This is a genomic window from Vibrio ruber DSM 16370, from assembly GCF_900163965.1.
Lineage (GTDB): Bacteria > Pseudomonadota > Gammaproteobacteria > Enterobacterales > Vibrionaceae > Vibrio > Vibrio ruber.
This window is the reverse complement of record NZ_FULE01000015.1, coordinates 32,891-51,192: the sequence shown is the minus strand read 5'-3', so window position 1 is coordinate 51,192 and position 18,302 is coordinate 32,891. Positions and strand designations below refer to the sequence as shown.

The following is an 18,302-nucleotide window of genomic DNA, read 5'->3' as shown; positions in this document are numbered from 1 at the left end:
CTAGTGTTATTAGCGATCAGTTTTATTGCTGGTTTTTGGATCTTTGGATTGAAGTATTTTTTATTACCTATATTACCAATGCCTGTACTTTTTACCTTATTTATCGGTGGGGGAATTTATTTCCAGTTTAAAGAATTTTCTGATAGATCCCGTGAAAGTATGCCAATAACTTTCCACCCTCAAAAACAGGAGGTATTAATATCTTCTGTTAATTTGGATGGAATAAATCGACCTTCAATTTTTGGTACAACTCCAAGTCAAAGCTCTAATAAAAAGGTGTCAGATCGAAATTTTTTCTTAATTGTATCAGGTGTTTTATCTATTATTATGGGGTGGGCAATGTTATTTGACCGAGAGCAAATATTTTTGTTTATAGGTCTAATTTTAATGTTTTCTGGAATTGTTCTTTTATATTTTCCCCTTAAACCGTGGTTTACCTATTTTCGTCAGCTAAGAAAGCAGCCTCGTCAAACCGAGCAACAACAATTTATTGGTGTGCCGTGGGAGCAAGTGGCGGTTGAATTACACCACTTAAGTGCCGTTAGTTATATTGGTTTACGGACGATGTATACGCTGAATTTTATGTGCCCTTTACCGGGCGAGACGGATAAAAAATATTTGATCAGTCTGTCGGTGTATTCAAAAGAAGAAGGTCTGTCATTGTTTGAATTGATCCGTGATTATATGGAGCACGGTGCACAAGGGATTGATCAGACAGCCGCTGCCAAACTGCAAACTGAAACGGCAGATTACACCCGGGCGGCTTATCGGCAAAAGATGCAGGAGATGCGCCGAAAAAATCCACTGTTTTATCCTTTATGGCGGCTGTGGAATATTGTGACATTACGCTACTGGGCACACTGGTATCTGGAGCGTGATTTAGATGTTCTGCCGAGTCAGATGATGAACCGAGAAGAAGTGGTCAACTGGTGTCAGCCACTCCCCGAATCTGAATGGCAACCGATGAGTGATGAACTCCAAGAAGCCAACCAACGGGTCAGAGCGTTATATGCTGCCGGCTATCAATGGGAAAGTGAAGAAGTCCGCTCGGTACTGCAGGATTATGTACGGGTGTCGTGATATCAATGATGTTCAATATAACGAGCCGCAATTGCGGCTCGAAAACTAAATAAACCAATTAAATTAATAGTCACACCAAATTTTACTCATCAGGCTCTTCATGATAGCGCACGTAATGAGTGGTAATCAGATTATTCAGATACAGCAGTACGTTGCGTAGCTCTTGACTGTTGTGCCGCTGTTCGGCTTCAAACATTTCTTCTAACTGACGCAAATATTCACGGGCTTTTTGGGCGAACTCGGGATTATAAGGGATGGTTTCGTACATAGTTGATTCCTTGGAGAATGATGAAAATAAACTCACCACAAGAGTTCCTACACTCGGGTGGTGAACTGGAACAAGGTGTAGGAATACCGCTCTCCAAGACACGGTCAGCTAAGGCTGCCTTGCCCAGCTCACCATAATTCAGATGTGCTGAGGCCGCATATAGTAAAAAACCAACTAAAAGTTAGCAACCTATAATACTTGGAGTCTTGTGAGCGGGTTCCTACGCCCGGCACCGGATTTTGCCAGTGCAGAGGGTAGGTTATCTGTTTTTCGGAAAATAAAAGTATGAAAAAAGTATGAGATTTTGGGTGTCAGTTAACAGTTTGTTTTCTTTCAAGCTACGACTTGAATTATTTCTCGGTCTTCAGGCTATTTCCGAACTGATGATTCTGATGTGATAGGGAATTACTCATTCCTGTATGAATGAGAAAATATGAAATCCTATTATTTTTATGAGATTTTCCTCCCGTCAATTGCCTATCAGCCAACAGTTTCCTTTCTGATCCAATAAAATAGCGTCTGGTTGAAAACCCAATATGAGGGGTGGGCGTATCCGTTTATTTTTATCGGATGCGCAACGGTTAGGGATGCTCTCATGAGTGAACAACAGGCATTTTATCATTATATCAATCAGCAGTTGAACAGCTTTCCTGATTTGCTGACCGAATATCGGCAAATGACTAAGAAGTGGTATTTCGAACTCGCAGATAAAGCCACAGCAGCGATGGATCGCCCTGCTCTTTTTGCGATGGATAAACAGCTCAAAGTCAGTGGCGAGAGTACCACGGTCGGTAAAGATGATGATAACTACAAAACCACCGTGCAATGTCCGCTCAGTGGCAAGCTGGAAATCGAAAGTGTGTTCCAGTCGATTTATCATGTGCCGATCGGGAATATTCAGGCGATTGTCAAAGCAGAAGACGGCAGCGATACACGGGAAGTGATGCTTGATGAGCAGGGTAAAGCCACTGTCACCGGTCTGACACCGGGCAAATATTACGAGGTCTTTATCGACCATAAGCCGACACCGGCAGAGATGGACTCGCTGTTTTCCCATTATGATACGTTGAGCAGTGATCTGTCGGGTTGGCTGAATCAAAAATGGCAAGGGTATCAGCCGCAGTGGGACAGTTATTTTAACAGCTCGGCCGCGCAGTCAGTCTTGACCGTGATTTCGAATTTTGCGGATGGGATTTGGAGTGGTTTGAAAGCGCTCTGGAGCGGCATTGAAGAGCTTTATGAGATGCTCAAAGACCCGGTCAAAACACTGAAAGATCTGGGTGAAGGCGTCGCTGATATTATCAATACGATAAAAGAGACTGCCAGCAGTGCGCCGGGGATGATGGAAAAGGCCTTGCTGTTCGCTTCGGATGAAGCCGCGATGTATCTGTTTGTGCGTGGCATCATGACTTATATCTCGATGGTACCGATGACCACGATACTGAATAAGCTCGCCAATTGTAGCGGTCAGGTGATTGTGGATGTGTTACTGGGGCTGCTCGGTGGGTTGATTATCTCTTTTATTGCCACCCCGGCAACCGGCATGGCCTATGCTGTGCTGCGGTCGATGAAAACAGCTGGCAAACAGATTTTTGAAGCGATTAATTCGCTGGTAGAAGTTGTCAAAGAGATTTTTACCTTTGCCAAAAATTTGATTAACAAGGCCAGCGATACCTTCAAACGTCTGGCCATCAACAAAGGCGGGCAGGGCGTTTACCGTAATGGCAGACTTGAATTTGTGGCCGATAATCGTCGTACCACCACCTTGCATCATGATAGCGATACATTGCCGGATGACAGCCGTGCAGCGACGAATGAATCAGGGCGCTCGACACAAGACAGTGAAGCCACGGTGTGTGACAAAGACCCGATATCGATGGCAACCGGTGAAGAGCTGCTGTCACTGACGGACGGCCACCTGATTGGCCTGTTGCCGTTTGAGTGGCAACGATTGTACCGGACCGGGGCGGTGGAAACCAATGTCGGGCTCGGTTATGGCTGGTCGCATTCATTGTCACACCAGCTGACGGTGGACGGCGATGCGCTGGTCTGGCGTGACGGCGAAGGCAAACTGACCCGCTTCCCCAAACCGACAGCACAACTGCCGGCGATTACCAACCGCATGGCCGGAGCAGCCGCCTTTTTAGGCCGGGATAAGCAACACATCATCATTGCTGGTGGTGAGCGGTTTTATACCTTTCAGATGCGCGGTGACAGTGGCAGGCTGACCTCAATAAAAGACCCATATGACCATACACTGAGTCTCAGTTATGACCGTCAGCACCGTCCGGTGCGGATTTCAACCGAGACCAATCTCAGATTTGAGCTGGTTTACGAGCATGACCTGATTGCCCGGGTGGATTTGTATGCCTATCTGGCCGAGCAGGATGAATGGCAGTTTGTCCAGACGCAGGTCAGTTATGGTTATAACGCGCAGTCGCAGCTTATCACGGCCACCAATGCCAGTGGCGAGACTGAGCGCTACACCTACGATGCGCAGCATGTGATTCAGTCGCGCGAGCTGGCCGGCGGGGCAATATTCCGCTGGGAATGGCAGGGCGAAGGAAAGCAGGCCCGGGCGACCCGTCAGTTCAGTAACCTGACCCAGGTGGATACCCGCTATGAATGGGATGAAGATGCCGGCACGGTGACGCTGACCAATAGTGACGGCTCACAACAGGTGTACCAGCATGACGGCAATGCCCGGCTGATTAAAGAAGTTGACGGCAGTGGCGGTGAATACCTCAAGGCCTACGATGACAAAGGCCGGCTGATTCAGGAGACCGATGCGCTCGGCAATGTTACCGAATCGGTGTACAACGATGCCGGTGAGCTGGTCGCAAAAATCGCGCCCAATGGTTTAACCACCCAGTTCAGCTATAAAAATGGCCTGCTGAGTCAGGTGCAGCAGGACAAGGCCATCTGGCGTTACCGTCATGACGCGTGGGGACATATTATCGAGCAGACCGACCCGCTCGGTCACACCACCCGGTATGACTACAATGACCACGGCCTGATTGAGCGCATTACCTACCCGGATGGCGGCCTGCATCAGCTGACATGGAACCGCAATGGTTATCTGGTCGATGAGACCACCCCACAGGGGGAGGTGATTCGTTATCGCTACGATATTCTGGGGAGGCTGCGGCTGCGCCATGACAGTCAGGGGGTGACGGAGCTTTCTTATGACCGCAGCGGGCGTCTGACCAAACAGGTGTTGCCCGGCGGACAGACCCGGTGTTATGAATACAACGCTTACAACAAGGTGACCCGATTCACCGATGAGCAGGGGCGGGTCACTACCTATGACTATGAATTCCCGCTGCATCTGGTGACGCAGAAAACCAACCCGGGCGGCAGTACGGTGCAGTACCGTTATGACAACCCGTTCCACTTTGTCAGCGCCATTATCAACGAGCGCGGTGAGCGCTACCAGATAGACTATACGCCGACCGGCCATGTGCAGCGGGAAGTGACTTTTGACGGGCGTCAGTTCGTCTATGAATATGACAGTCACACCCAACTGACGGCGAAAACCGAAATCGGCCGGGAAGGCGGGGAGCTGACTACGCGTTACGCCTATGACGCGCAGGGCAAATTGATTGAGAAAACCCTGCCGGATGAATCCACTATCAGCTATCACTATGACTTGTCGGGCAATCTGACAGGAGTGGATGACGGTCAGTGGCCGCTGGCGTATGCCTATGACGTGATGGGGCGGCTGACGGTTGAGCATCAGGGCTGGGCGAGTGCCGGTTACCGTTATGATGCGATGGGTCACTTAACTGCCCATCTGTTACCGGACGGTCAGCAGATTGATTATCAATTTCAGCACGGGCGGTTGCAGCAGGTCAGCCTGAACGGGCATTGCCTGACGCAACACCAATATCAGGTGAGCGGTCTGGAAACCCGCCGGACACAGGGCGCGTTGACCAGTCATTTTCAGTATGACGAGCTGGGCCGGTTGAGTGAGCACCGGGTGAGTCAGGCGCAGCAACAGACGTTATTCCGCCGCTATCAGTACAACCGCTCGGGTAACCTGACGCAGGTGGAAGATAACCTGCGCGGCGTGACGCAATATCACTACGACCCGTTAGACCGCCTGACACAGGTGCGCGGCAATATCAGCGAGAGCTTTGCCCATGACCCGGCCGGTAACCTGATACAAGACCGACTGAGCAATGTGTCCGGCAACCAACTGCTGTTTCAGGGGGACTGTCATTATCAGTATGATGAGTTCGGTAACCTGATACAGGAAGCGCGGGGCACCCATCAGTCTCTGGTCACAACCTATGCATATGACTGTCAGCACCGGCTTATCAGAGTCGAAAAGCCTGACGGCAGCAGCGCTGAATATCGATATGATGCGTTCGGCAGACGGATTCATAAAGCGGTTACCGACAAAACTGGGCAGACCCGGCAAACTGAATTTCTGTGGCAGGGAGATAAACTGCTGGCAGAGTCGGGTGAGCATCACTACCAGACTTATCTGTACGAGTACGGCAGCTTTAAACCGCTGGCACTGGTGACCGGTGAAGGGGCAGACAACGCCACACCTTATTTCTATCACCTTGACCAGATTGGTACGCCGCTGGAAATTACCGATGCCACCGGTGCCGTGGCATGGTCGGTGGATTACCACAGTTACGGCAATGTGGCTTATCAGCGCAAGGCAGAAATTGTCAGCCCGCTGCGTTTTCAGGGGCAGTATTATGATGCAGAAACGGGTTTACATTACAACCGTCACCGTTACTATAGCCCGGGCACCGGACGCTTTATCACTCCCGACCCGATAGGGCTTGCCGGTGGTTTAAACAACTACCAGTATGTGAAAAATCCGACGGGGTGGGTGGATCCGTTGGGGTTGAGTCAGTGTGTGGGGAGTTGTGCGGGCGCGGGGAGTGGTGATTTACTTGCTGAAAAGAATAAGTTTGGTAAATACTCTACTGCGATAGATAGTAAAGTTACTGTTATTCAAAAAGATGAAAATATTCCTGATTGGATACAGGAAAGCTTTCTAGATTCAAACTATCGGACAGTCTCGACGAATGAAGATATAACGGTCTATCGCGTGTTTGGCGGTAATGCAAATGCTCAGGGAGCATTTGTTACAACCAGTCCAGCATTAAATAAAATTCAAGCTAAGATCGAGGCAGCATTGTTACCTGAATGGAAAAACACTAGATCATTTGAAGCTGAAATTAGAATACCTAAGGGAATTCAGCTCAATATTGGAAAAGTTGCACCCCAGACAATCAGTTCAACAGGTACAGTCTTGGATGGCTTATCAGATCAATTATTAATGCCTCAGAATTGGCCGAAGGAATGGATTGTTAGTCTGCGAAGTGTGAAACCATAACTTTATTGGAAGGAAATATTTTATGTCAAATATTAATGACTTAGAAAATCAACTGATAGTTACGATAAAATCATTAGAATCTGAATACCAATCTTCTAATGATAAAGTTATCTTTAGTTATATTGAAAAATATAAGGATTTATTAAATTCTATTCGATCTGGTTTAAATCAAGATGATGTGAAAAAAAAATCTAGGATTATTTTAAATTGTGCTAGAGGTTACATGGAGGTATCGAGTAACTATCAAAAGAGTTTTTTGAATGAAATGGGTAAAACAGAAAAAATTATCAAAAATTTATAATTAATACCTGAATTGAGTCTGTTCAGTTATTCAGGTTTCCTCAAAAAATAACAGTTGGGCTAAAAGGGGAAAATCGAAAGGTGGAATTCGTGAGGTTATATTTAAGAGCTTAAGATATTCGTCATGAAGGAGATATCCATAAGTTGTATCTCAATTCACAGGTTTGGAGGTTTTAGGTAATGAATAAAAGTTATAGTGATTCGGAATTTATTCATCATTTTCAGACAGAACCGGTGAAATTTTTTAAGGGAGAGGCTGGTTTTTTTTATAGACAGCCTGATTGGGGAGTACATATGTACTATCCCAATATGCGTATAATGTTTCGATATATTAAAAAAAATGACATATCGATGAATGAATATATTGACGGATTTAAGAGATTTATATCTTCTCTCGAAGATAATGAATCAGGCTTCAAACATTTTGAATCCAATATCTGTGCTTTTTATCAGTGTATGATTGATGATGGCGAAAATATACATGACCTGTTTTCTGTCGGTGCTGAATGTCGAGAAGTTGCAGAAAACTATATAAAACGAGTCTCAATTGATTATCAAGATCACCATTATTATAAGACGGTGAAGTCTGATTTTCCTCAGACTGGTATTAATGAAATTTGGTAAGAGAATGTTCACAAATTCAGACAACCTCAAAACAACAGCCGGTAATAGTCCCGGCTGTTTTATTTCATATCAACTGATGTCGGGGATGAGCATAATACAGCCTCAGATGTTGACGGTAGTCTTCGCTCTGATCGAGTGATGTAGCTGTAGCTGACGAGTTACACCTTATATTCCAAAACGAGCCGCAACCGCGGCTCGAAATCCAAATAAACCCATTAACTACACCAAATCCTCCCCATCAATCTCTTGATGGTAGCGCACATAATGAGTGGTAATCAGATTATTCAGATACAGCAGTACGTTGCGTAGCTCTTGACTGTTGTGCCGCTGTTCGGCTTCGAATATTTCTTCTAACTGACGCAAGTATTCGCGGGCTTTCTGGGCAAACTCGGGATTGTAAGGGATGGTTTCGTACATAGTGGAACTCCTTGTGGTTGTTGAGATATGAACACCACACGAAATTCCTACGTTTCGGGTGGTGAACTGGAACAAGGTGTAGGAATACCGCTCCACAAGGTTAGCAGCCAGCCGAAGCTGCCTTGCCCAGCCCACCATAATTAGGCGAGCTAAAGCGTAACATAGAAAAATACCAGTATAAACTGACATTTATTATGCCTTGTGGGGAAATGCGGGTTCCTACGCCCGGCACCGGATTTTGCCAGTGCAGAGGGTAGGTTATCTGTTTTTCGGAAAATAAAAGTATGAAAAAAGTATGAGATTTTGGGTGTGGGTTAACAGATTCTGTCCTCGTTAAACTAACAGTTAACGAGGACAGACACCCCTGCATCGCTACAAGTAAAAGACAGAAGAGAACCAAGAACAAAAGTGTGTGTCCATACACAAGGGATCGGTGGCATATATCCCATTTCATTTTGTTATGTTATAACGTATCCACTATGCCTAATCATGAGCTTCAACTGCTGAGGATTGGCAGGACAGACATAACAAGAAATCAATCAGAACAACGGTTCTGCTTTGGAGTGCGATACATGAATCAGAAAAAAATTGCGGTCACCGTCCTATCGGGTTTTTTGGGGGCAGGAAAAACGACAGTGCTGAGCCATATTCTCAATAACCGTCAGGGGAGACGTGTTGCTGTTATCGTCAATGATATGAGTGAAATCAATATCGACTCTGCCACCGTGAAAAACGAAGTGTCGTTGAATCATCAAGAAGAGAAACTGGTGGAAATGAGTAACGGTTGTATTTGTTGCACCTTGCGGGAAGATTTGCTGGTTGAAGTGAGCAAACTAGCAAAAGAGAATCGTTTTGACTATCTGGTGATTGAATCTACCGGTATTTCTGAGCCACTGCCGGTTGCTGAGACATTTACATTTGCTGATGATGAAGGGATTTCTCTGTCTGATGTTGCCCGGTTGGATACCATGGTGACGGTTGTTGATGCTGTAAATTTTTTACGGGATTACGAAGCCGCTCAGTCGTTGCAAGAGACCGGTGAACATCTCGGGGAAGAGGATGAACGCAGTGTTTCTGATCTGTTGATTGATCAGGTCGAGTTTGCTGATGTGATTTTGTTAAGTAAGACGGATCTCGCCTCTTCTGAAGAAGTGGCGCGGTTGACTGCCATCTTGAAAACATTGAACACTCATGCCCGTATTATTCCGATCCAAAATGGACAGGTTGATATCTCCGATGTTTTGGATACGGGATTGTTTAATTTTGAGCGAGCTCAACAAGCGCCCGGCTGGCTAAAAGAGTTACGGGGGGAGCATATTCCGGAAACGGAAGAATATGGCATCAGCAGTTTCAGTTATCAGGCGCGTCGTCCTTTCCATCCTGAGAAGTTTTATCACTTTGTACACAATACAACAAATTTCGGTAAGTTAATTCGTTCAAAAGGGTATTTCTGGTTGGCATCTCGCCCGGAATTTGCCGGACAGTGGAATCAGGCCGGGGGTATTGCTCACTATGGGTTTGCCGGAATGTTTTGGAAAGCGGTACCTAAAACGCAATGGCCAACGGATCCGGATTACTTGTCAGCGATTGAAGAACACTGGGTCGAGCCTTTTGGTGATATGCGTCAGGAGTTGGTATTTATTGGTCAGGGGCTGGATCAGGTGGCCATGATCAAAGCGCTTGATGCGTGTTTATTAAGTGAGGAAGAGTTATTAGCCGGGAAAGATCTTTGGCAAACATTACCGGATCCTTTTGTTGACTGGGAGGTTGATGCATGAATACCTGCTTAGCGGTTACACTTCATGACCTGTCTGTGAATACTGTACCATTATCGATTGGCACGAAACCCAGCAGATAAACGGGGACAGACGCCTCATCGCTGCGGGTGGTAAAAGTGGGCAACAGTGTGTGTCCATACAAATGTCAGGCGAGGAAGAAAATATCAGCGGTTGCGCTCTTGCAACCGCTGTTTTATGTACACTGTTCAGTGTAGCTGTGCGTTGTGAACAACACTCTTGCTTAATTTCGTCTGTCTGCAACATATCTTGTGGGCTGGGTAACGGACTGCTCTAAGCCGAAAGTTCTTTCCGGATAATTGCCGCGCCTGCACTGAGGGCATTCAGTTTCGCCGCAGAGACTTCACGAGGTAGCGGTGCCATACCACAGTTGGTGCAAGGATAGAGCTTATCTGCATCGACATATTTCAGGGCTTCTCGCAGCGTATTGGCAACCTCTTCGGGGGTCTCAATGGTGTTGGTTGCGACATCAATCGCACCGACCATCACTTTCTTACCCCGAATCAGTTCAAGCAGTTCAATCGGTACGTGAGAGTTGTGGCACTCAAGTGAGATAATATCGATATTCGATTGTTGCAGTTTAGGGAATATCTCTTCGTACTGTCGCCACTCAGAACCCAATGTTTTTTTCCAATCCGTATTGGCTTTGATTCCGTAACCATAACAAATATGGACAGCCGTCTCACACTTAAGCCCTTCGATTGCTTTCTCTAAACAGGCAATTCCCCAGTCGTTGACTTCATCAAAAAATACATTAAAAGCAGGCTCATCAAATTGAATAATATCGACACCCGCTGCTTCTAACTCTTTCGCTTCTTGATTGAGTATTTTGGCAAATTCCCAAGCCAGTTTTTCACGGCTTTTATAATGATCATCATAAAGTGTATCGATCATCGTCATCGGGCCGGGTAGAGCCCATTTTATCGGCTGCTTCGTTTGCTGACGCAGAAATTTAGCATCTTCGACAAAGACTGGCTTTGATCGGCTTACCGGGCCGACAACGGTTGGGACGTTTGCCTCGTAGCGATTACGAATCTTAACCGTTTTACGATTTTCGAAATCGACACCATCAAGGTGCTCAATAAAGGTGGTGACAAAGTGTTGACGTGTTTGTTCTCCGTCGCTGACAATATTAACCCCTGCCAGTTGCTGTTCGTGTAAGGACAGACGTAATGCATCCTGTTTACCGTCAGTGAGTTCGTCACCCTGTAGTTTCCAAGGTGACCAAAGTGTTTCCGGTTGAGCCAGCCAAGAAGGTTTCGGTAAGCTGCCTGCTGTTGAAGTTGGTAATAATTTTTTCATCGTTAATTCTGCCGTTCGTTCTCGTGATTGATTAAGCGTAAGCTGCTGTCCATTGTTCAAGTATCGCCTGATAGGGTTTGATGAAGTGCTCTTCAGCAAATTTCCCCTGTTCAATCGCGAGTTGACTGCGTTCTTCGCGGTCATAAACGATTCGAGTAAATGAATGATCGCGGTTCTTCAGATTCGGTTGGTAAGACTCGCCTGCAACCGCGTTGGCATTATAGATTTCAGGCCGGTAAATTTTTTGGAATGTCTCCATAGTGCTAATGGTACCGATGAGCTCAAGATTCGAGTAATCGTTTAACAAGTCACCAAAGAAATAGAACGCCAGTGGCGCTGCACTATTCGGCGGCATAAAATAACGAACCTGCAAGCCCATCTTTTTGAAGTATTGCTCAGTCAAAGAGGACTCATTCGGCTGATATTCAAAACCTAAAATAGGGTGATGATTGCCTGTGCGATGGTAAACCTTATTATCTGAGACACTCAGACAGATCACGGGACGTTTTTTGAAATGCTGTTTGTATATGTCTGAGTTGACGAAAGACTGAAACAGTTTTCCATGCAGATCGCCAAAGTTCTCCGGAATACTGAACTGAGGTTTATTCTTGTTATGATCTAACAGGAGTACGCTAAAATCGTAGTCTCGCACGTAAGAGGAAAAGTTGTTCCCGACGATACCGTCAATACGTTGGTTGGTTTTGCGATCAACAATATTGGTTTTCAAAACCTCAATCGATGGGAAGGTTTCACCATTGCCCTGGATATCCATATCAATAGAGATAATCTCAAGCTCGACAGAGTAGCGATCACCTTTGGGGTTATCCCAGTGCGCTAACGCGTTGAAACGATTATCAATCATTCTTAGTGTATTACGCAGATTCTCTTGGCGGCTATCGCCCCGAGCCAAATTGGCAAAGTTAGTCGTGATACGTGTATTGTCTGATGGTTGATAATTTTCATCAAAACAAATGCTCTTAATTGCAAATGTAAAATTGTCGTTCATGGTGATTGTTATCCTATTCCTTAAAAAGCTGAACTTACTTCCTGACTCTCTTCGCTGGGATGTTATTTTTTTATTTTCCCAAGCGTTACTTCACTGTTTTTTGCTATTTTCGAAGAATCGTCTGATTTAACACGATGGCTCTTTATCTTATGTGAAGCGCTGTCTATTTTTATACTTGGTTTGCTTGTTGATTAATATTCATTTTACTTCACTCTCAACATGAGAAAAATTCATGATTCAGGTAGGTCTTCTTACTTATGGGGACAGACGGTTTTTGGTTTGCAAGGCTGCCACGGAGTTTTGTGTGGGTACGAGGACAGTCGCTTTTCGATCATACAAAGACCGATCTTATGAGGACAGTCACCGAACCGAGCGCCCTGTTAAGGTGACTGTCCTTTTTAGGGGGGGGACAGCGATAAAGAAACGGGTTTACATTACAATCGCCATCGTTACTATAGCTCGAGCATCGCTCTTAACCACATGAGTTGAAAGATGGATCGATTTGACGAAAAAATATTGCAAGATCTGACTCGCTTTGGACGAATCTCGAATGTTGAACTTGCTGAACGGGTTGGGTTATCACCTTCGGCAACATTAAGAAGAGTTCAGGAGCTGGAACGTAATGGGACGATTAAAGGTTATCGGGCGGTCATTGATAAGCATAAGCTAGAGATTGGTTTTATTGCTTATGTTTCTATTGGATTGTCGGATCATAGTAAAAGTGCTCAACTGGCATTTGAGGGGCATGTACAGTTTGCACCGGAGGTAACTGAGTGCCATAACATTACCGGTGATAATGAGTACTTACTTCGAGTAGAAACGAAAGATTTATTGGCTTATAAGCGATTCCATTCCGAAGTTCTAGGGGAATGCGCTCAAGTCAATTCAATCACCACTATGGTGGTCATGGATTCACCGAAAGATGAGCGGTGAATGAAACCTTATTCAGGCGAGTCTTTTGCTTGAATATTTTTCTCTGGATAGGGAATCATATCTTGTATCACATCCCGGCAAAGTGAACGGAACCACTGACTACCGGGATCATCAGCCAGTGCTTTGGGCCAGCAGAGGTAATATTCCGGATCTGGGAACGAGAAGGGGAGGTCTCGAATCGTCAGTCCAAATTGATCTTGAAACCGTTCAGCCAGTAAACGGCTAGAACTGAGCAGTAGATCGGTCTGCCCTACAGTTGCCAAGGCCGCAAGAAAATAAGGAGTTCGGAAGGAAAATCGTCGTTCTTTGACCTGCTCTTTTAGTGCATCATTGATGAAGTTTCGGGATGTGCCTCCCATGCTGACCAGAATATGGTTATGTCTGATATAGTCATCCAATGTAATTTCATCTTTCTTCGCCAGCGGATGATTTCTCGACATAATACAGCCGAATTTTTCTCGCCCAAGCAGGCATCGTTCAAATGAATTAGGAACCTGAATGTAATTGCTGACGAGCACAACATCAACATAATGTTCTGTTGAGTGGATCAAGCTGGTTTCGGTAATGGTACTGGTTTCAAGCGAGGCATTTGGAGCATTTTGGTAAAACCGAGAAGCGATGTAAGGCACATAAGCCTGAGCCTGATAATGAGTTGTCTGTAAACGAAATGAGCGCTCAGTTTGGTGCGGAGAAAAAGTACGGATGGAGTTAAGGGCTGCCATTTGCTCAACCATCTGACGAATTGGGTATTCAAGCGCTGCGGCTTTTGCTGTCGGAACCATGCCTTTCGAGGTCCGGATAAACAGCGGATCGTCAAATGCATCACGCAGACGTTGTAATAGTCGACTCATCGCAGATTGACTTAAAAATAGGCGATTGGCTGCTTTACTGACATTCCGCTCTTCTAGTAGGTAGAGCAGTCCCATCAATGTTTTCATCTCTATATTCTGTAATTCTGACGATAACACCTATTTATCCCATTTTTTGCATAATTGTTAGAAACATTATGCATTGGATTGTTTGAGAAGAGAACCGCATGATATGTCTAGAAAGGATATTTTTCGCGAGAGGATGAGTGGTGAACGTATCACGTAATTTTATATACGGGCTGTTATTGAGTTGTACAACCATGATTGCGTGGGGAATGATTGCGATAGCATTGAAATTATCAAGCAATTTTGCTGATCCTGTGACACTGACATGGCTGCGTTTTACAGTTGCCGGAGCTATCGTTTGGTTATGGCAAAAGCGAAACAATCGTTTAGTTCAGTATCGGCAATTGAAACGTTCAGAATGGCTGCGCTTGGGATTGGCTGGAGTGTTATTAATGATTAATTACACCTGCTATGCGTGGAGTTTGGTTTATCTGACACCGGGATCTTCCCAATTAAGTATGCAAATGGCGCCTTTATTTTTGGCGATTGGTGGCGCGGTTTTCTTTAAAGAATATATTTCTTGGCAACAGTGGGGATGTTTCGCTTTGTTGTTTGCGGGGTTATTGATCTTTTTCCATCCTGTATTGCGAAGTGGGAGCGAGACCGAAACGGTAGCATTGTTGTCTGGCGTGGGTATTATTTTTGTGTCTGCGCTGGCATGGAGCCTTTATGCGTTAGTCCAAAAGTCCCTTTTTAAGCAACTTGACTCATCCAATATATTGTTAGGGATTTATCTCATGGCAATGGTCGTGATGCTGCCTCTGACATCTCCGGCAGATTTGCTAAAAATGTCATTGGAAGAGTGGTTGATTGCACTGTTTTGCTGCCTTAATACTGTTGTAGCTTATGGGGCTTTTGCCAAATCGCTGACGTATTGGAAAACGGTACAAGTGAGTTCTGTTATCGCAGTGACGCCTGTGATGGCTTTCTTACTGACTGAGTTATGTGTCGCTATGGGATGGTGGACAGACGTCATAGAGGCAGCACAAGCTGACTGGTTAAGTTTATGTGGCATGGGGCTGGTGGTTTTTGCCGCAATCAGTGTTCAGCTTGTGAATGTTAAGCGCTGTGAGAAAGTAACGACCAGTGAGGTGACGGAGCCATCTACGGCCTGATTGGTCTACCGGGGACAGACGTTTTAGGACGGTCTACCGAGGACAGATGCTATATAAAATAAAAACCATGCTGCAGATTTTATATCCGGCATGGTTTTTTGGTTCTGGAGACAGACAGTTAAGGGGGCTGAGGACAGATACTTTGAATGGAGGGACAGACACCCAAGGAGCCCTTAGAATTAGATAAGTATGTCATACTTTATCGACATAAAGGTTACATCAAAAATGTTATATGACACGTATCATATAACATTCCATGTTTATCTTAACCTTATGATTTGAAATACTTTTGTGCACTCATTCGTCAATATGGATTTTCTGATGACAATTGCCAGAGCACAACTTGTTTCTCTCAATACCACTACTTATTATCACTGTGTATCTCGCTGTGTCCGACGTGCTTTTCTTTGTGGGGAGGATCCACTGACGGGGCAGTCTTATGGGCACCGTCGTCAGTGGGTCGAACAGCGCATTTTGGCTTTGGCTCAGGTGTATTGTATCGATATCTGTGCTTATGCTGTGATGAGTAACCACTATCATTTGGTTGTACATATTAATCAATCAAAGGCACAACAGCTTTCTGATAAGGTTGTTATTGAACGTTGGTCGAGGGAACATCTATTACCACCACAGATTTTGCGTTATCTGAAGGGACGGGCTTCAGCAGCCGAGATACCGGTTTGTAAAAAAATCATTCATCTCTGGCGGGAACGGCTATATTCCTTGAGTTGGTTTATGAAAGAGCTCAATTTTAGTATTGCCAGACAAGCTAATCAAGAAGATCGGTGTGGTGGCCACTTTTGGGAAGGACGATTTAAATCACAGGCTCTGCTCGATGAGAAAGCGTTGTTGGCTGCCATGGCATATACAGATTTAAATCCGGTCAGAGCTGGTATCGCACCGACGCCGGAAGCCTCGCAATATACTTCTATCAAAAGGCGATTGGATTCACTTAAATGCCGTCAACTTAATCCCACAGGGCTTCTGCCGTTTATTCGTGATGTAGAGTTAGAAAAGTCAGATGCTATTCCATTTGGTTTGCTTGATTATGTTGAATGGGTGGATTGGGTTGGCCGACAGATGCGGGAAGGTAAAACTGGCTATATTGAGCCTAACCAGCCTACGATTTTGGCTCGATTATCTTTGAAGCCAAGAGAGAGTCTTGATTTGTGTTTTCGACTGGAACAAAAACGTTGTCTCTGGATTGGAACATCGGAACACTTACACTCAGTAAAAATCAAATTAAATAGACAACGCATTCATGGATTATCTATCTAATTTTCTGCCTGATAAACAGCGAGTCATCTGACATATATGTCCAGAGATATATTGATCCTTTGAAAATACTCTAGTATATCTATGCAGTATTAAAATCCTTCCTATTATTTCTATGTAGAATAAAAGTTCAATAACTTTCAATAACTGAAGATGTTTTGTGTGTCTATGTTGTTGATGTATGTCCATATAATCCAGCGTGTGTCCACATAAATAAGATAGAATCCCCTTTACACTACAGTGTGTGTCCAAATAAAAAGCCATGCTGAAAGATGTTTACTCCCTCAGCATGACTTTTCGTTGTGTTAATAATCAAGCAATTAGGCTCGATATCTGATTATTACTTGGTTAAACCCAGCGCTTCATTCATCACATGGAAGATGTAGTTTTGTTCTACAGCACCTTGGAAAAGGTAAGCTTCAGGGCCGCGCGCAAAAATTGCGACATCTTCACCCGAGTGCGTTTCAGAGGACAGTCGCACTAAAGATTGTTGTCTGTAGTCAAGATCCATCACTTCTTGTTCTGTTGGGTTAGAACGTGCGCCTTTGACTGCGCCCGGACCGTTTCCGTATGACAGCGTTGTATAGCGTTTACCATAATCATCGACGTTATACTGACCATTTTTCTTGGACAGACCAAGAATAGGATTACCACGATCAGCATATCCGTTTGAAATCAGGGTGTGTGCGTGGTCAGCAGTCACGATGATGAGAGTGTCCTCTGGATTGGTTTTGTCTAGTGCCGCTTTGATCGCATCATCATAAGCAACAGTATCAATCAACGCTCGCGCGGCATTGCCATCGTGGTGGGCGTGGTCGATACGTCCGGCTTCAACCATCAGCAGATAACCATCTTTATTTTTAGACAGAATATCAATCGCTTTAGCTGTCATTTCTGCAACCGATGGTTCACCGTTTCTGCGGTCAGCTTCATACTTCATATGGCTACTTTCAAACAGACCAAATGCCTGTTTAGTATTGCCATTGAGCGTATCAAACCCTGCTTTGTCATACACATATTGTGCATTTGGGTGTTTTGCCTGCCACTCGGAAATCAGATTGCGGCCATCTTTACGTTTACCTTTTTTACCCTCAGGATCAACCGTTGTTGCCGGTAGGAACTCACGACGTCCGCCACCGAAAACAACATCCATCCCTTTACCACCATTGAAATTGATCAACTGTTGCGCGATATCAATACAACCTTGGTTTTTCGCGATGTTTGGGAGTTTGGTGTCATTTTCCCAGTTACGATCCGCTGAGTGTGCGTAAGTGGTTGCTGGTGTTGCGTGTGTAATGCGAGCCGTTGAAACAACCCCAACGGACAGTCCTTTCTCAGCAGCCATTTCCCAAGCGGTTTTGGCCTCGTGACCGATTTGGGTATTACAAAAACCTCTTTGAACGTTGTCATCAACGCTGATAATGCCTTGTTTCGTTTTAACTCCGGTGACCATCGCACTTGCCGTACCCGCTGAATCAGGGGTTTGTGCGTCGGTATTATAAGTCTTAGAAAGAGCGACATAAGGAAGTTGTTCCATCGCGAGTTGATACTCTTCACCGAGCAGACCACGACGTTGACCTTCATAAATGCGGGCGGCGGTGATTGTACCGACACTCATGCCGTCACCAACAAACAGAATGACATTTTTAGCTGGCTTATCAATGGGTTTATTCGCTTTGGCTTTGGCTATTTGCTGCTGAGCCTGAACAAACCAAGCATCGTTTTTTTGCGGTGTATTTATTTGAGACGTTCCACTGGTTGAAGTACAACCGACAAGTGACGCCATCAGTCCACTGGCTAATAAAATATGGGTGTTTTTCACAAAAATTCTCCGTGTTTTCTTTCTTATAATATCCACTGATACCACATTGAGATTAGTTGTCTATTAACAC

General features: G+C 45.1%; 14 protein-coding genes. 8 read left to right on the top strand and 6 right to left on the bottom strand.

Going from position 1 to position 18,302, the window contains the following annotated elements; genetic code table 11:
* The first annotated feature begins 387 nt into the window (after positions 1-387).
* On the top strand, positions 388-1,080 hold the full coding sequence (locus VR7878_RS21045) for a hypothetical protein (protein ID WP_159440434.1): 693 nt from the start codon (positions 388-390) through the stop codon (positions 1,078-1,080).
* Between the two features lie 82 nt (positions 1,081-1,162).
* Here the strand turns inward: VR7878_RS21045 and VR7878_RS05850 are convergent, their stop codons facing one another.
* Positions 1,163-1,348 carry a hypothetical protein gene (locus tag VR7878_RS05850; protein ID WP_077334284.1) on the bottom strand — a complete coding sequence of 62 codons (186 nt, stop codon included), beginning with the start codon at positions 1,346-1,348 and terminating at the stop codon, positions 1,163-1,165.
* 595 nt (positions 1,349-1,943) lie between these two features.
* Here VR7878_RS05850 and VR7878_RS05845 point away from each other — a divergent pair.
* The 3 genes from VR7878_RS05845 to VR7878_RS05835 all read left to right on the top strand — a co-directional run bounded on the left by VR7878_RS05845 (position 1,944) and on the right by VR7878_RS05835 (position 7,631).
* Positions 1,944-6,707 carry an RHS repeat-associated core domain-containing protein gene (locus VR7878_RS05845; protein ID WP_077334282.1) on the top strand — a complete coding sequence of 1,588 codons (4,764 nt, stop codon included), beginning with the start codon at positions 1,944-1,946 and terminating at the stop codon, positions 6,705-6,707.
* A 22-nt stretch (positions 6,708-6,729) separates the two neighbouring features.
* Positions 6,730-7,008, top strand: coding sequence for a hypothetical protein (locus VR7878_RS05840; protein ID WP_077334280.1), 279 nt, complete (start codon positions 6,730-6,732; stop codon positions 7,006-7,008).
* A gap of 179 nt (positions 7,009-7,187) precedes the next feature.
* Positions 7,188-7,631, top strand: coding sequence for a hypothetical protein (locus VR7878_RS05835; RefSeq protein ID WP_077334278.1), 444 nt, complete (start codon positions 7,188-7,190; stop codon positions 7,629-7,631).
* A 219-nt stretch (positions 7,632-7,850) separates the two neighbouring features.
* Here the strand turns inward: VR7878_RS05835 and VR7878_RS05830 are convergent, their stop codons facing one another.
* Entirely contained in the window at positions 7,851-8,048 is a 198-nt protein-coding gene (locus VR7878_RS05830; protein WP_038179236.1) for a hypothetical protein, read from the bottom strand.
* 572 nt (positions 8,049-8,620) lie between these two features.
* On the opposite strand from VR7878_RS05830, the gene zigA reads away from it, so the two are divergent.
* Complete coding sequence (gene zigA, locus VR7878_RS05825) at positions 8,621-9,826, top strand: zinc metallochaperone GTPase ZigA (protein WP_077334276.1); 1,206 nt, start codon at positions 8,621-8,623, stop codon at positions 9,824-9,826.
* Between the two features lie 291 nt (positions 9,827-10,117).
* On the opposite strand, the gene VR7878_RS05820 is transcribed toward zigA, so the two are convergent.
* Together VR7878_RS05820 and VR7878_RS05815 are read right to left on the bottom strand one after the other, a co-directional pair.
* A complete protein-coding gene (locus VR7878_RS05820) occupies positions 10,118-11,146 on the bottom strand; it encodes a methionine synthase (protein ID WP_077334274.1) in 1,029 nt (342 codons plus the stop codon).
* A 31-nt stretch (positions 11,147-11,177) separates the two neighbouring features.
* Positions 11,178-12,152, bottom strand: coding sequence for a DUF1852 domain-containing protein (locus VR7878_RS05815; RefSeq protein WP_077334272.1), 975 nt, complete (start codon positions 12,150-12,152; stop codon positions 11,178-11,180).
* Between the two features lie 492 nt (positions 12,153-12,644).
* On the opposite strand from VR7878_RS05815, the gene VR7878_RS05805 reads away from it, so the two are divergent.
* A complete protein-coding gene (locus tag VR7878_RS05805) occupies positions 12,645-13,085 on the top strand; it encodes an Lrp/AsnC family transcriptional regulator (RefSeq protein WP_077334268.1) in 441 nt (146 codons plus the stop codon).
* An 8-nt stretch (positions 13,086-13,093) separates the two neighbouring features.
* Here VR7878_RS05805 and VR7878_RS05800 read toward each other — a convergent pair whose 3' ends face one another.
* Positions 13,094-14,023: a LysR family transcriptional regulator gene (locus tag VR7878_RS05800; RefSeq protein ID WP_205409424.1), complete on the bottom strand. Its 930-nt coding sequence runs from the start codon at positions 14,021-14,023 to the stop codon at positions 13,094-13,096.
* Between the two features lie 140 nt (positions 14,024-14,163).
* On the opposite strand from VR7878_RS05800, the gene VR7878_RS05795 reads away from it, so the two are divergent.
* Together VR7878_RS05795 and VR7878_RS05790 are read left to right on the top strand one after the other, a co-directional pair.
* Positions 14,164-15,135, top strand: coding sequence for a DMT family transporter (locus tag VR7878_RS05795; RefSeq protein ID WP_205409423.1), 972 nt, complete (start codon positions 14,164-14,166; stop codon positions 15,133-15,135).
* Between the two features lie 321 nt (positions 15,136-15,456).
* Positions 15,457-16,413: a transposase gene (locus tag VR7878_RS05790; RefSeq protein ID WP_077334397.1), complete on the top strand. Its 957-nt coding sequence runs from the start codon at positions 15,457-15,459 to the stop codon at positions 16,411-16,413.
* Between the two features lie 337 nt (positions 16,414-16,750).
* Here VR7878_RS05790 and VR7878_RS05785 read toward each other — a convergent pair whose 3' ends face one another.
* Entirely contained in the window at positions 16,751-18,232 is a 1,482-nt protein-coding gene (locus tag VR7878_RS05785) for an alkaline phosphatase family protein (RefSeq protein ID WP_077334262.1), read from the bottom strand.
* Positions 18,233-18,302 lie beyond the last annotated feature (70 nt).